This window comes from Mucilaginibacter sp. 3215 (assembly GCF_050433785.1).
Taxonomy (GTDB): Bacteria; Bacteroidota; Bacteroidia; order Sphingobacteriales; family Sphingobacteriaceae; genus Mucilaginibacter.
Genome location: NZ_JBNPWO010000002.1, coordinates 692258 through 706536, shown reverse-complemented (window position 1 = coordinate 706536; position 14279 = coordinate 692258). Strand labels below are relative to the sequence as shown.

Genomic DNA, 14279 nt, shown 5'->3' with positions numbered 1-14279 from the left:
ACCTCCGGCAAACGGATATTCATTTCTATTAAGGCCTTCTGCATGTGCTGAACATGCATGGCCGCACTCCGAAGATGATCCTCACGAAGGCGCTGGTAACTACGCAATTCTTTGATATGACCTTCGGATACATAACAGCGGTTCAGCAAGCCATAACTATGCAATTGCTGTATCCACTGACAATCTTTTACATCTGTTTTCCTGCCTGGTAACTGGCGCGTCTGTCTTCCGTCAACAAGCCACACATCCAATCCCCCATCTAAAAGAATATCGTAAAGTACATACCAGTATACTCCTGTGGCTTCCATTGCCACTGTACTTACCTTATGCTCCAATAAATAGTTCTTAAGTGATACCAGATCACTGGTGAAAGTCTCAAACGAACGAACCGGCTGGCCTTCAAGACCCACAAATACCTTGCGGGCTCCAATATCTATACCTGCCGCATGAAAATGCATCTTTTCCATACTTATAACGCTTTTTAAACCGTGCCCGAAGGAGTTTAAAGAAAAGACAGGCTACCCATCGGACAAATCACCCACACAAGGGATCGTACCATACCTTCAGACTCTTGCTTCGGAACCATACTCAGCAACAGGCAATAAGCACTATAACTCGGTCGGCCACACTGCACGGTTCAGCAAATCTATGTCATTTCACCTTCAGAGGCCACGGATTTAAACACTCAGCATGACAGCTGTTTTAAATTATGCCAAAAGTAACTTGTTTCAGGAACCTATAGAACAGGTATTGTATACAGGGTTTAGACTTAGCATTTTAGGGCCGAAATAAATTCGGTATGGCGATAAGGAGGAGTTTTACTGCGCCATCCGTTCTTCAAATTGCTGTAACAGTATGGAAACTTTAATCCGGTATTTTTCTATCAGTTTAATTTGAAAGTTTTCGGGAGAGGGCTTGGCAAAATGTTTGCTTGCGGCCATGCTCATTACCGTACCCCGCATATTCAATTTCTTCATTTCAGTTTTCTTTTTCCATCGCCCGGAGGTGATTTTCATCAATACATTATCCAGCCAATCGCCGAATGGATTATTGAACAGGCTTTCTGTAAATGTTTTATACCACCGCTTTTTTAATGGTTTAGCGGTAGCGAGGCGCATACATTTGTTAGGCAGGAAACCGGAGGTCCAGGCATTAGCTTTATAAAAGCTTTCAAAAGTAAGGTCACCCTCTAATGGGATAATAGTTGCTACTTCAATTGCTGTATAAACGTTCTTTTCAACTATCTGCAGTTGGGCCTCATCAATATAGTAGTTCATGCAGTAGTTGTGCTGCTTACCAACCAAAAAGGTAAGTTTTTTGAATATATGCATAAACGTACGTGCAAGCCAAAGCCTGTTGCGTTCGGTAATGATAAAAAAATCAATGTCCGAATTGTCATCGGCGAAGTTCTTAGACAAGGAACCTGAAATGCCAATACCGCGAACGAAAGGAAACCGGATCAGAAAGGCGCCTGCTTCTTTAGCTTTATTGATTAGCCCGGCAGCTTTTTTGTTTCCTTTATTACGCCTTACCGCTATCATATAATCGTTTTTGAGCGAATAAAACCTGTCGAAATGAAATACCAGCTTATTGACGATAAGTTGATCAAGCGCTTCAGTGAAATCATGCCGGCCATACTTGTTTTCCAAAAACAGGAATATCTCGCCGTAGGTTAATGGGTAGTCCCACATGTCAAAATAGGCAAGGGTAGCTAAAATATTATTCCTGGTATTTAACAATCGTTTATTGTTTTGTTCAACTAAGATGACTGTACTTTTCACGCTTTGTATATATAATGATGACGTACCCCTTGCAGCTTTGGTTGCCTTTGAATAAACTAATTACACAATATTTTTAGCGCGGGTCCCTGTTGTTTCTGAGCTTGCAGAAAACATTAGTAATGAGAAGAATATACTATAAAAAAAGATGCCTTTGTCCACATCTAAAAAGTTTTCGGAAAAGGAAACGGCGGTTATAATAACCATAAAAGCCATGAGCATTAAGTCGCGTTTTGCAACAGCTGTCCTGATGCCAAATGCCAGCACACACAGGTAAACCATCAGCCCAACGATCCCCGATTTAATAAAAAAGCTAATAAACTGGTTATGTGCATTTAACCCGGCCAGGTACGACCGGTAAAATTTATGGTCGAAAAATGGGTCTTTGAGCAAACCAATTTCAGTGCCTGCGCCATGACCTATAACAGGCGATTGTGCTCCCACACTAATGGCCACGTTCCAGCGCGCTAATCGCGGATCGGTGAGTTCGGCGTCGGTTGATTGGCTCAGGTCTTTTTTTAGCTCGGTTACATAACGTTCCTTAAAAGTATCCCGGGTATAAATGCCTGCCATCACCACAATAAATAATGCTGTGCTAATGGCCATAAACCTGAAGCGGTTTCGCCCTTTTAATATGAACCAGGGAAGGGCGATATTTATAATAAGCAGCAAAGCTATAAATATCGATTTTGAACTAAGCTGCAGAATTCCCATAGCTAAAATACCACTGCAAATGAGCCAGAAAAATTTGCGGGTCTTTACTGTTTCCGTTACTAAAACATACAGCAGATAAACCAGTGCTATGGCTATCTGCATGGAAAAAAATGTAGCATGGATCTCTATCGGTTCCGAAAAATTGTGGTTTGTGAACGCTGGGGACGCTAATGCTTTTAAAGGCAGATGATAATATTTTATGGTAAAAAGGGCCTGTAAAAAAAGATAAGTGATAGTGATGGTACACCCGAATGAAAATACGAGTAAAAAACTATGCCGGTATTTTTTTAGATCGAGCGGGTTAAAACAAAAGATTAACGGGGTAAGCAAAATAGTAACCTGCCTGCCTAACTCTGTAAAAGCCTGGGGTTTATTGGTGGTGTAAATAATGCTCAAAAGCGTTACAAAAAAAACAGCAGCCAAAGCGAAGTTAGCCCTTGTTAATAGCGGCTTTATAGTTGTTTTGCGAATTTGGATAATAGTATGCAGGGCCAGGCCTATTAAAAACAGGTGGCTGTAAAACAGGTTGAAAGGCAGGCTTAGCAATAACAGCATCAGCAGGTAATAGCTTATCCTGTTGTTTAGCGTATCATCAGGCCTTAATAACTTTTCCATGTTGTTGCTGATAGCATTCCAATATAAAATCTTCGTAATCGTTGATCACTACCTCCCAGTTAAACTGGTATTGTATCTTATGAAGGTTATTTTTCACCATTTCGCGTTCGGTATCCTTGCGCTGTACATTCTCAACCAAATGGCGTACCTCATTAGCATTATCAAAATAAAAAGCATCTGAATTGAGTACCGATTTATTGAAAGGGTTATTATGGGCGGCAATCAGGGCTTCGCTGGCCATGGCTTCAAGCAGGGACGGATTAGTACCACCCACGCTATGCCCGTGGAAATACAGGTAGCTGTTGTTCTGTAGGGCACGCACAACCGAATTGTCAAAATTGGCGCCCTTAAACTGGATGCGGTCATCGTTTTTAAATCTGTGGGTTATGAATTTGCCAAAGCGGTTACTGGTATCGCCCAAAACCATAAAGCTTTTTTTTGATGAACTGTTGTTAAAGCCTGCTAAAATAGTTTCGATGTTGTTTTCGGGCTCCATGCGGGCCATCAGCAAAAAATAATCCTCTTTAAGCAGTTCGCTTTTGTCAAACTGCTCACGCTCCTGGTCTGAAAACAGATCGGCACCATAGGGGATATACCGACTGTCAACCTCGTACTTATCCTTAAGGTATGACCTGATTACCCTTGAGTCGGAAATATAATACTGGCTATGTTTCACGGCCAGCTTTTCCGCGTACTTCAAAAATTGTTGTACAGGCTTTGAGTACTTGGAGCGTTTCCACTCCAGTCCATCCATATTGGTAATGATAACGCTGTTGGGCGGGTAAAGATGCCCCCAAACCGAGCTGCTGGTGTAGCCCATAAGCAGTACTACATCAAACTTCCGTTTACGGGCATCCATAAGGCAGTTAAAATCATAGGCAAACTGCCCGGCAGTGCCTATCAGATACTCCGGATCGTAACAATGTACAATGTTAACGCCGTTCCAGGTATCGGCTTCATAAGGGTGGTTGTGAGAGTTATAAACGGTAACTGAATGCCCTTTTTTTACCAAACCGGCCGATACATATTCGGAAATATGCTCAAACCCGCCATAGTAGTTCGGGATGCCCCTCGTGCCTAAGATCGCTATTTTTAGTTTCATGACAATGAAAATTTGCTTGTAACAAGTTGTAAAATATGGTGCTGCTTTTTTGCCAGTGGTATTGCTGTTCAACATGCCGCGCTACCTGGCTGGTGAAGGCATCGCCGGGTGGTTGCTGTGCGGCAAGTAATAGCTTTTGCTCAAAATCGGCATGATTGGCCGGGTTAAAAGTATATGGTTCAAAAAAGTGGAAATTTTTCATAGCCGTTTCTGCCGAGCATAATACAGGTGCATCACAAATGGCTGCTTCAAGCGGCGGGATCCCAAAGCCTTCGGCTTTTGAGGGATATACAAACAACCTGCAGGCCCGGTAAAAAGCTGCCAGATCGGCCTGTTCTGCCTGCGGTATCCACCTGAAAAACCGCTCTTGCTCAGGCGTAAGGCTCTTGATGAGCCTGGCTAAACCCTGCGTTTTTATGGATGCTTTACCAATGAACACCAGGCCAATGCCTTTTTCGTACAGCTTCAGTTTCAAATATTTTTGCAGCAACAAAAGGTGGTTTTTGCGGGGTTCAACGCGGCTGGTATACAGGATGAAATTTCTTATGCCGAATTTTTCTGCTACCCAATCTTCTGCCTCTTTTTTTGATGACTGATATTGTAGCAATGAGTTATTTACTCCGTTTTGGATAATATGCACCTCGTCAGCGGGAATGTGGTAATAATCACAGATCCGTTCTTTCGAGTAGTCGGATACAGTGGTTTTGATGTCGGCATTTTTAATACTGCGGCCAAAAAGGTAATTGCGCGTTAAGCTGAACAGGATGGGGAAATCCTTCCTGAAATCGTTAAACAGCATATCATGCATGGTAACTATGTACCTGCAGCCGGCTATTTTTTTAGGGCTGATGTATTGAAAATGTGCAAAGTCAAATCTGTATTTTTTGATGTAGGCCGGTATATCAAATACAAAGCGCAGGATGTTGATTCCCCTGTTTTTATAAAGCAATATGTTTTGCGGTGGCAACAGCGGGAACAATCTGCGGATATTATCGGTATCGTGGGCGCCGATGTAAATATCTATGTCCGGGCGGTGGGTCAGCAGGTGGTTATATAATTCGCGTATAAAAGTTTGCGCCCCCTGAAATTCTTTATCAAAGGAGTGGGCATCAACAAACAGTTTTATCTTTTTAGCTGCCATAATTCAATTCGTTTTGATTTAAAACAGCGGTTGGCAGTTCGGCTTCAGGTAAACGGAAATTGCGTTTACCTAATTGATATAACCTCATCAGCGTATGCTCGGGCAGAAATGACATCAGCAGCAAAAAATAATTTTTCAGATGCAGCGGGCTGATAGAAAGTGTTTTCAACAGGTTTTCCCTCGCCTTTTCCGGCTGATAATTATTCCACAGATATTTTTTGCCGAGCAGGGCATAATAAGCTCCTTTTTTGATGCGTGGAGATAATTGTTTAATACCGATCTCGGATAACTGCCTTCCTTCGGCCTCAGTAATGCTCCCTTTGCGCAGTGTATTATACTTGATCTGCCTGAATTTACCCGTACGCCATTTTTCATCAATGGTAACAGATTCGGCATTAAGCCTTACTTTGATGAGCGGTTGATTAAGGTTAAAAGCTTTTTCGTGTTTAAGGATACCTGCCCACAAAAAATGATCTTCGAAAGTGTAAGCCAACTCATTGTAGCCACCGGCATTTAAAACGGTATCACGCTTGTAAAATACACAGGAGTGAATGAAGGGACAAATCCTGTAGCTGAGCTGCCTGATCTCGTTATGGCTCAGGGCATCAGGTTGCCAGGTAAATATCAGGTCGCCGTTAACATCAGTATAGTCAACTCCCGAACCAATAATGCTATAATAGGGATGAGATGTGATGAAATCATACTGAACCTGCAGGCGGTAAGGATAACATACATCGTCGGCATCGAAACGGGCTATATAAGGCGCCCGCGCGTGGCGTAAACCGTTATTGAGGGCCGCAGCTACACCTTTGTTTTCCTGGCTCAAAACCACTATACGCTCATCGTTAAATGAGTTAATAATATCTGCCGTGTCATCAGTTGAGCCATCATTTACAATTAGCAGTTCAAAATCAGCAAACGATTGTTCAAGTACCGATGTAATAGCCTCACGAATATATTTACCGGCATTATAAGCAGGCATTAAAACAGTAATTTGAGGGCTATGCATACGCAAGTTCCTCCTGCACTGTAGTTTTTGTTTTCAAATGGGGTGTAGTACTCTCTTTTATATTGAGGAGTAACATCAATTCGAAAATTACCAGTACCGAGAGCTGCTCGAACCAGTAATCAAGGAAAAATATGCCCATTACCATTATTAGTATGGGCAAACCATAACTAAGCTTTTTATAATGCCGGGCAAAAAAGCCAATGTAAAACATAAGAAGGGCAAGCAATCCGAGGATACCGTATTCACTCAGCATTTGATCGTAAGTGGAGTAGGGGTTATTGCGTACCGAACGGAAACCAGCATCCTTGCTGAAAAAGCTCAGGTACAGGTCTAAATGATTGTGCATAAATGCCGGGTTGATATAGATGTATTTTGGGGGATAATTGCCCCTTATACCGGCACCAACCGCCCTGAAAGCTATTTTGGATGAAAAATTTCCGGGAGCTAAGCCCGCTATACTTTGTAAAGGATGGCTGGTAAGATAATTAAAGGTTTGTATTGCACCGGAAATCTTTCCAGGCAATGCAGGATTGAAGGGCTCAAGCCGGCAAAGTGGTAGCTGAGCCCTGTGAGCAGCGATACAGTCGACAAGCTGTTGCCTGTCGGGAGTCATTTCGCCGGTGTTATAAAATTCGGCAAAATGTGTGTTGGGTTCCGGGATGTATAGCCTGCCGTCATCGGTAAGCGGCAAGCCTTTGATTTTTTTATCAAGTGCGCTTGGTTTTTCCTGTTGAGCCTTTATCCTGCTCAGGCTGTCCAGGTAGTTTTGTGCAAATCTCCTTCTTTGTTCATCCCTGGTCATGAATCGCCCGCCGGGATTGGCGGTTGTTGGCTGCGCCTTCGCCTGATCCTGTTTTTCAATACGGTTTTCCCGCAGCGTACTTTTAGTCACTTCGTTAATATACTTTTCATTTTGCGGAGATATTTTGACCAGGGAGATCACATAAAGCAGCAATGCCACTACTATCATACTTTTTTGATTGCGTGTGGTTTTAAAAACAAAAATGAAAGCGAGGATCAGCAGTACCAAAATGCTGATGAGGTTACTGTAGGTAAGTGCCAGCGTGCTCATGCACACGATCATCATGGGCAAATTATTCTTATAAATGAAGTAAAACACACCGAAAGCGCAGATAATGGCATTGGTTGATGAAATGTCAAAGCTTATACCCATTACATCATCGCCGGTATTGATATAATAGCGCTGGTGCATTCCCATAAAAGCATAGGGGTTAATGCTTTTAGTGATCCACATAATATGCATTAGGTTACCTGCCGAGAAAGCTGCGTTTATGATAAAAAAAATGATCAGTGTACGGTAAATGGTTTCGGCATCTGTTTTATCAACCATCAGCTTAACCTGATGAACCGCCAGCAGGGCCAGCGCCCAGCATATCAAAGCCCAGCCAAAAACGGGCATATAATACAGGTTGGCAAAATTTTGGTTGATAATGGCTGCAGCAATAGCTATCGGGAAAACCAGCAGATAGAATAACGGGATCCTTGAATTGCGCAGCTTAAAGCCAAATTGAAAGTTAAACTGGCTTATGTAAACAAAAAGCAACGCCACTATCTTAAATGGGATCCGCACGTTGATAAACAGCAGCAGGAAGATCAGCAGCCGCCAATCGGCATAAGTTTTCCACCTCTTAATATCAAAACCCGGCAAACTGATTGTCATTATTCCCTTGTATTTATTGATGTTCATTTCCCGGTTTTGCCGGCCTTGTCGCAATTGTTTTGTTTAAATAGGTTACGTGCCAAAAAATGGAATGGTTGCCTCGTTAATGTGCTGATATATGCAGATATTTAACCGGGATATTAAAATGTTACAGGCAACCGGCCGATAAAAACAATAGTATAAGAGTATAAACATATACGTCGTTGTTCAGGAGTAAAGCGTTCATCAGGTTTTTTTCGTCAGGTTTGCAGGCACTTGCCTTGCAGGCACTTGGCAGTATCTTTTTTTATATTGTTTCTGTTTACCTGAGTAAAGACAGTTTTGGGGCCATTAGCTGGATGAATGCCTTATCGATATTTGTTACTACCATCCTGGGGTTCGGACTGGAGCAGGTAGTGATCAGGCGTATAGCAGCCTCACAACGGTCGGATTGGGCGGCGGCGGCATTTTTGTTCCATTCGCTCGCTACTTTTTTTGTAACCCTGGGCGTACTGTTATTATTAAGCTTAGTATTGCACGACAATATTTCTCAGGCGCTTCCATGGTTTTTTATAGCCCAGGGCCTGCTTTTCCTGGGTGTTCCGTTAAAGCAGTTTTTAAATGCAAAGGAAAAATTTACACCCTATGGTATAATCGCCGTTATAAGTAACAGCTTAAGGGTTTGTGGCGCATTTTATCTTATTACGATACATCAATTACAAGTTCACTCTGTAGTGATGGTAATGATAGGCACAGCCGGGGCCGAATTGTTGGCCCTGCTCATGTATGTTATCACGAAAACAGATTTCAGTTTTAAATTTCAATTTCGGGCTTATAAAAAGTTGCTTAAAGAGGCCACGGCGCAGTATATATCGGTAATATTTGATATGAGCTTGTCGCGGATGGACTGGTTGTTGCTGGGTTTTATGGCAAGCAAAACCGTGCTGGCCGATTATAGCTTCGCATACCGGGCTTATGAGCTTTCGCGCCTGCCCATGCTTGTTATAGCTCCTGTTATTTTACCGCGCTTGTCAAGACTGATGGCCTTAAAGCCATCTAACCAATTGCAGGAGCAGGTAAATTCCTTTAATACTGCAGAGTTGCTGCTGGCTATGCTCTTACCTCTTGTCCTTAATATACTTTGGACACCTGTAGTGGGAATGATAACCGGCGGAAAATATGGAGCTGCCAATGCTACCGAATTTTTGATCCTGTCGTTGTGTATACCCCTGCAGTTTTTCATAAACCTACTTTGGTCATTAAGTTTTAGCGTTAAAAAGTACAAGGCTGTATCATCTGTTACCGTAATTTGTGCTACAACAAATATTGCGCTTAACCTGATATTGATCCCGCTACTGGATGGCATTGGTTCGGCTGTGGCATTTTTAATAACCAATATGTTACAGGCGGTGCTCTATTACAGGTTAGTGAATAAAAATATCATGCATATCAGCTTACGGCCATTTGTGATACTGCTCCCTGCTGCTTTGGCCGGCTGGTTTATCACAGCTTCAATAAACATACATTTCTTGTTCAGGCTTTTATTGGGGATAGTTTTTTATCTTTTAATAGCTTTAGTGTCAAAGCAATTGAGCAGTCGTAATATTCAAAATAGTAAACAGTTTTTAGCGCAATGAATATTTTATACCTGTGCGATGAATATTCTCCCGGACCGCATGGCGGTATTGGAACCTATGTGCGGCTCATTGCCCGGCAAATGGTAAAGCTGGGACATAAGGTAATTGTTGCCGGGTTGTATAGCCGCGGATATGGAGGCGCGGATGAATTTGAGGATGAAGGTGTAAAAGTTTTGAGATATCGCTGGAGTATTGATGATAAGTGGTTTGAAAATCAGCGGTCTGCCGGGGTACGGATGCTTAACAGGATATTACTGGATACAGGTATTACACAACGGGATATAAAAAGAAGCCTTGCGGCTTATCAAAAAAAACTGGAGCACATTATAGCTGATGAGCAGATCAATATTATTGAAATGCCCGATTATAATGACTATATCAGGTTTTGTAAATCATATGTGCCGTTCCCCACATTACCTGTTCCTGTAGTAGTTAAATTGAATGGTTCCATTACCTACTTTAATGCTGAGGCAGGGATACCGATTGCACCGCATGTTTTGAAAATGGAACGGGATATTTTAAACCGTGCAGCAGCCGTTAGCAGTGCAAGCGCTTACACTGCAAAAAAAAGCGCTGATTACCTGTCGTACAGCAAGCCCATCACGGTGTTGTATAATGGTATAGATACAAACTTAGCTGTAGGAAACAGTACACCGGTCGATACCAAACAGGTGGTATTTACGGGGAGCCTTGTTCAAAAGAAAGGGATTTTTCAGTTAGCGGAGGCCTGGAATATAGTTATAAAACAGGTCCCTGATGCCCGGTTACTAATACTGGGGAAAGGCCCGGTAAATAAAGTAATCACCTGCTTGCAGAAGGATGCAAAAAGCAGTGTTGTGTTTAAAGGGCATGTGGGGAGGGATGAACTTTATGCCTGTTTAAGTAATTCGGCGGTGGCGGTATTCCCATCGTATGCCGAAGCTTTTGCACTTGCGCCGTTAGAGGCCATGGCATGTGGAACAGCGGTGATTAATTCAAACCGAACATCCGGCCCCGAACTTATTGATGATGGCGTTAATGGGTTGCTGGTAGATCCAGACAATATTGAGGAATTAGCATCAGCAATAGTTACATTGCTCAATGAGCCTGAAAAACGGTTGCGACTTGCTTTAGCTGGTAATGAAAAGGTAAAACAATGTTTTGATATCGATATAGTGGCGAGGCAAACCCTACAGTTTTACCAACAGGTGCTGGACAAATAGTTTTAAGTCGATAATACTTAGCCTCATGTCCTGTTTAATTTTGACTTCAGACTTAAGATTGCCAACTATACGATCCCATACTTTGGTTAGTTAATCTGTTCTATAACCAACTCGTTACGATAGGTATTTCGCGTTTGAGACAGCTCTTTATATTGTTTCAGGTAAGCGTATTTAAGGCGTGTGTTTTTATAAATAACACATGCTATAGCCAGTCCCTCGGCTCCATCTAAAAAACCGAGCCTGATAATGTAATTGCGGAAAAAACCAAAAGCGGCTGAAAAATGTAGCTTGATAAATGTTGCCTTTTTACCGGATTTGTAATATTTGGCTGCGCTTAGCTGCGCATAAAGAATAGCTTTACGCTCAAAGTCGTCAATATCGGTTACAGAGTGGTGTTGGATATAACCCGCTATGCTTTTGATCTCGGCATCGGAAGGCAAAATCAACGTTTCGTGTACTTCGGTTTCACCCCATTTTACCAATGAACGGTTAAACAAACGCAGGTGATGATCATTTCCCCAATTACCAAAACGGATCAGCTTTTTGCCAAAGTATGATTTGAATTTGATATTGTAAACAACATTCGGTTTGTCAAAGGTTAAATTATGGAGCGATTTAATAAGCTCCAAATCAGGTACCTCATCAGCATCAATACTTAAGATCCAGTTGTAGCGGGCCTGAGCTACCCCTTTATTTTTGTTTGCTCCATATCCGCTCCAGCTTTTTTGAAACACCCTGCAGCCATAACGGGAGGCAATAAGCGGCGTGCCATCGGTACTGTCATTGTCAATCACAACAATATCATCCGTAATTAAAGAAGCCATTTTTATACAATCTTCAATTAAGGCAGCTTCGTTTTTAGTAATGATCACAACAGACACCGGTACCATGCAGCAGTAGTATTAGTATATAAATTATAAAGAGCTTGTTTTGCCCTTTTATAATATATATCGTGCATGTTCCGGGGATGGTTGCCTTAAGATAAATAAACCGGCGAAAAAACATTATGGATTTTGCTTATTCCATTCTGTTACATTAATCAGCTTATCAGAAATGGCGTTTCGACAATTCGGATTGGGACACAGGATAATCCAGCGATCTTTAGTTTGTTCAATTACCGGACGTGTCCCGCAGGTTTTACAATTTTTTACAGGGAAGTTTGGGTTTATATCGATTCTCATAAAAGGCCTTTAAAGCAGGCGGATTATATGGCATTACGCTATAAGCACACGTACCGGTTGCCTCATTATCAAAAATACAATTATTTGTGAGGATTTATTCAGGACGTGTTAATTTGTCCACATTTTGTATAAATGATTTCTTTAGGTGAGAAAAGTGTGCATGATTTTATCCAACTGTGTGAAAAATTTAAATTATTTTGCACAACAGGCAACCTTTTAATAATAGTTACCGTGATGTGCATAGATAAGGTTAAATTTATGTGTTTGATTCTGAGTTTATAACCCCCATATGGGCGAAGAAGAGTTACATCAACTAATCAATGGCTGCGTAAAGCAGGACAGGAAAAGTCAGAAAATGCTCTATAAGGCGTTTTATGGCTTTTCTATGGGCATTTGCCTTCGTTATGCAGGTAACCGTGATGAGGCTGCAGAAGTTATGAACCAGGGTTTTATGAAGGTATTTACCCATATAGACAGGTTTGATACTTCAAGGCCGTTTAAAGCATGGATTGGCCGCATTATGATGAATGTTTCTATTGATTATTACCGGGCCAATTTAAAAATGGCTTATACCGAGGATTTGGAGAGGGCAGAAAATGTGAGCGAGGGGGACCTGACAGATAAAAATTTAAATTATGAAGACCTGCTGGCTATGGTACAGCAGTTGCCACAGGCTTATCGTACTGTTTTTAACCTTTTTGCGATTGACGGGTATTCTCATGAAGAGATAGGGGAAATGTTAAATATCAATCCGGGCACATCAAAGTCAAACCTGCATAAAGCACGTCAAAAACTAAAACAAATGATATTAAAAGCAGAGGAAACTGCTAATAAAACCAATTACAACAGGGGTATGGATTTTAACCCGATTGTGGCCTATAATGGCATAGGTATAGATGTAAGGACAACTTTTTTTAATAATGGTATCAGAGGATGAAAAGCGAAGAAGATTTAGATAACATTTTTAAGAAGAGGCTGGAAGACCCGGCAAATCATCGATCGTTTAACGAGGATGACTGGGATGCGCTTGAGCAAATGCTTGACAAGGGCAAAAAACGCCGTGGAATTGTTTATTGGTTGCCAATTGCAAGCGGAATAGCGGCGATGCTGCTGCTGTTTTTAGGATGGTGGTTTTTTAAACCTAATGTAAAGGATGATAATACAACGGGACAACAACAGGTTAAGGTTAAGCCTACTGTTCCTAAAACAATTCCCGGAACCAGCGGCGGGGTTACACAAAAACCACAAACAGACACTTTATTAACAACCCGGCCGGCCGGGAACAGTAGCATAGCTGCCAACAGCAGTACAGGCAATTATGCCCATACAGGTCAAATAAGCTTAACACCGTCTGTCGCCGGATCCCATCGTAATGTTCCAGGTGCAAGCAAAAAGGGAATTAATGGACGTGATACCATTATGCTGCATGATCCCGCCCTGATGGCAGGTGCTGAGCCGGCTGGTAATAATGTTGCTATTTCAAATTTGCTGGCAAATAGGGCGTTATCACTTGATATAGAATCTTCTCCTTTATCTGTTCCTGATTTTAAAACAAATATTGAAAGGCAACCTATTCAAGCGCCTACAACAAAATCTAATAAAAAAATAATTAAACAGAGCTTTGGTTACCGGCCGCAATGGGCCATTACGGCGCTGGCATCATCTGATGTTAATGGTACAAATTCTTTTCAGGGTAAGGTTGGCAGCAACTATGGCTTGCTCCTTTCATTTGGTGCCACTAAAAAGTTAACTATTACCAGCGGTGTTGTGTATTCGTCAAAGCCTTACAGTACAAGCTTTGCTAATTATAATACTACATATAACTTTAAGCATGATCCAATTGATGTAACTGCCGATTGTAAAATGCTTGATATCCCAGTCAATATAGCTTACCAGGTGTATGGTAATTTTCGCAATAAATTATCAGTGGGCACTGGTTTATCCTCATACCTGATGCTGCATGAAAAGTATACTTATAATTATGGCGATGGTGCCAATAGTGCCGCATGGCCTCAAACCTACACCGTACCTAACAGTAAAGGATATCTATTAAGCATTATCAATATTAACGCTACATATGAGCATAAAATAAACTCAAAGTTTGGTGTAAGTGTTCAGCCATATATGAAAGTTCCCATCTCGGGAGTTGGATATTCTGATATCAAATTGCAATCGACAGGTGTAGCGGTAGGTGTAACGTATAACATCAATTCGTTTAGAAAGCCTTAATGGTTTCCCGT

Annotated in this window: 12 protein-coding genes; 4 read left to right on the top strand and 8 right to left on the bottom strand. The window is 41.7% G+C overall.

The features are described from left to right. The 7 genes from ABIC84_RS06525 to ABIC84_RS06495 all read right to left on the bottom strand — a co-directional run. Positions 1–467 (bottom strand): IS110 family transposase (locus ABIC84_RS06525; protein WP_429263049.1); only part of this gene is annotated, 467 nt, incomplete at its 3' end. A gap of 351 nt (positions 468–818) precedes the next feature. Then, positions 819–1781 carry a hypothetical protein gene (locus tag ABIC84_RS06520; RefSeq protein ID WP_429263048.1) on the bottom strand — a complete coding sequence of 321 codons (963 nt, stop codon included), beginning with the start codon at positions 1779–1781 and terminating at the stop codon, positions 819–821. A 60-nt stretch (positions 1782–1841) separates the two neighbouring features. After that, a complete protein-coding gene (locus tag ABIC84_RS06515) occupies positions 1842–3107 on the bottom strand; it encodes an O-antigen ligase family protein (protein WP_429263047.1) in 1266 nt (421 codons plus the stop codon). Beyond that, on the bottom strand, positions 3085–4209 hold the full coding sequence (locus ABIC84_RS06510) for a DUF1972 domain-containing protein (RefSeq protein ID WP_426588885.1): 1125 nt from the start codon (positions 4207–4209) through the stop codon (positions 3085–3087). Before ABIC84_RS06510 ends, ABIC84_RS06515 begins: the two co-directional genes overlap by 23 nt. Further along, positions 4148–5350 (bottom strand): glycosyltransferase family 4 protein, encoded by a 1203-nt coding sequence (locus ABIC84_RS06505; protein WP_426588883.1) that lies wholly within the window; start codon positions 5348–5350, stop codon positions 4148–4150. The genes ABIC84_RS06510 and ABIC84_RS06505 overlap by 62 nt, the downstream gene beginning before the upstream one ends. Then, positions 5340–6359: a glycosyltransferase gene (locus tag ABIC84_RS06500; protein WP_429263046.1), complete on the bottom strand. Its 1020-nt coding sequence runs from the start codon at positions 6357–6359 to the stop codon at positions 5340–5342. The genes ABIC84_RS06505 and ABIC84_RS06500 overlap by 11 nt, the downstream gene beginning before the upstream one ends. Beyond that, positions 6352–8067 carry a hypothetical protein gene (locus tag ABIC84_RS06495; RefSeq protein ID WP_429263045.1) on the bottom strand — a complete coding sequence of 572 codons (1716 nt, stop codon included), beginning with the start codon at positions 8065–8067 and terminating at the stop codon, positions 6352–6354. Before ABIC84_RS06495 ends, ABIC84_RS06500 begins: the two co-directional genes overlap by 8 nt. A 176-nt stretch (positions 8068–8243) precedes the next feature. On the opposite strand from ABIC84_RS06495, the gene ABIC84_RS06490 reads away from it, so the two are divergent. Together ABIC84_RS06490 and ABIC84_RS06485 are read left to right on the top strand one after the other, a co-directional pair. Further along, on the top strand, positions 8244–9656 hold the full coding sequence (locus ABIC84_RS06490; protein ID WP_429263044.1) for an oligosaccharide flippase family protein: 1413 nt from the start codon (positions 8244–8246) through the stop codon (positions 9654–9656). Continuing rightward, entirely contained in the window at positions 9653–10858 is a 1206-nt protein-coding gene (locus tag ABIC84_RS06485; RefSeq protein WP_429263043.1) for a glycosyltransferase family 4 protein, read from the top strand. Before ABIC84_RS06490 ends, ABIC84_RS06485 begins: the two co-directional genes overlap by 4 nt. Before the next feature lie 86 nt (positions 10859–10944). Here ABIC84_RS06485 and ABIC84_RS06480 read toward each other — a convergent pair whose 3' ends face one another. Continuing rightward, a complete protein-coding gene (locus ABIC84_RS06480; RefSeq protein WP_429263042.1) occupies positions 10945–11748 on the bottom strand; it encodes a glycosyltransferase family 2 protein in 804 nt (267 codons plus the stop codon). Positions 11749–12328: 580 nt separating this feature from the next. Here ABIC84_RS06480 and ABIC84_RS06475 point away from each other — a divergent pair. Together ABIC84_RS06475 and ABIC84_RS06470 are read left to right on the top strand one after the other, a co-directional pair. Next, positions 12329–12976, top strand: a complete 648-nt coding sequence (locus tag ABIC84_RS06475) for an RNA polymerase sigma factor (RefSeq protein ID WP_426588871.1) — start codon at positions 12329–12331, stop codon at positions 12974–12976. Then, positions 12973–14268: a hypothetical protein gene (locus ABIC84_RS06470; RefSeq protein WP_429263041.1), complete on the top strand. Its 1296-nt coding sequence runs from the start codon at positions 12973–12975 to the stop codon at positions 14266–14268. Before ABIC84_RS06475 ends, ABIC84_RS06470 begins: the two co-directional genes overlap by 4 nt. Positions 14269–14279: the final 11 nt, after the last annotated feature.

What these genes read in the sequence shown, in the direction of transcription:
- ABIC84_RS06515 (WP_429263047.1), bottom strand. Translation starts at nt 3,107, where the DNA reads ATGGAAAAGTTATTAAGGCCTGATGATACGCTAAACAACAGGATAAGC.
- ABIC84_RS06475 (WP_426588871.1), top strand. Translation starts at nt 12,329, where the DNA reads ATGGGCGAAGAAGAGTTACATCAACTAATCAATGGCTGCGTAAAGCAG.
- ABIC84_RS06495 (WP_429263045.1), bottom strand. Translation starts at nt 8,067, where the DNA reads ATGAACATCAATAAATACAAGGGAATAATGACAATCAGTTTGCCGGGT.
- ABIC84_RS06500 (WP_429263046.1), bottom strand. Translation starts at nt 6,359, where the DNA reads ATGCATAGCCCTCAAATTACTGTTTTAATGCCTGCTTATAATGCCGGT.
- ABIC84_RS06480 (WP_429263042.1), bottom strand. Translation starts at nt 11,748, where the DNA reads ATGGTACCGGTGTCTGTTGTGATCATTACTAAAAACGAAGCTGCCTTA.
- ABIC84_RS06470 (WP_429263041.1), top strand. Translation starts at nt 12,973, where the DNA reads ATGAAAAGCGAAGAAGATTTAGATAACATTTTTAAGAAGAGGCTGGAA.
- ABIC84_RS06485 (WP_429263043.1), top strand. Translation starts at nt 9,653, where the DNA reads ATGAATATTTTATACCTGTGCGATGAATATTCTCCCGGACCGCATGGC.
- ABIC84_RS06510 (WP_426588885.1), bottom strand. Translation starts at nt 4,209, where the DNA reads ATGAAACTAAAAATAGCGATCTTAGGCACGAGGGGCATCCCGAACTAC.
- ABIC84_RS06505 (WP_426588883.1), bottom strand. Translation starts at nt 5,350, where the DNA reads ATGGCAGCTAAAAAGATAAAACTGTTTGTTGATGCCCACTCCTTTGAT.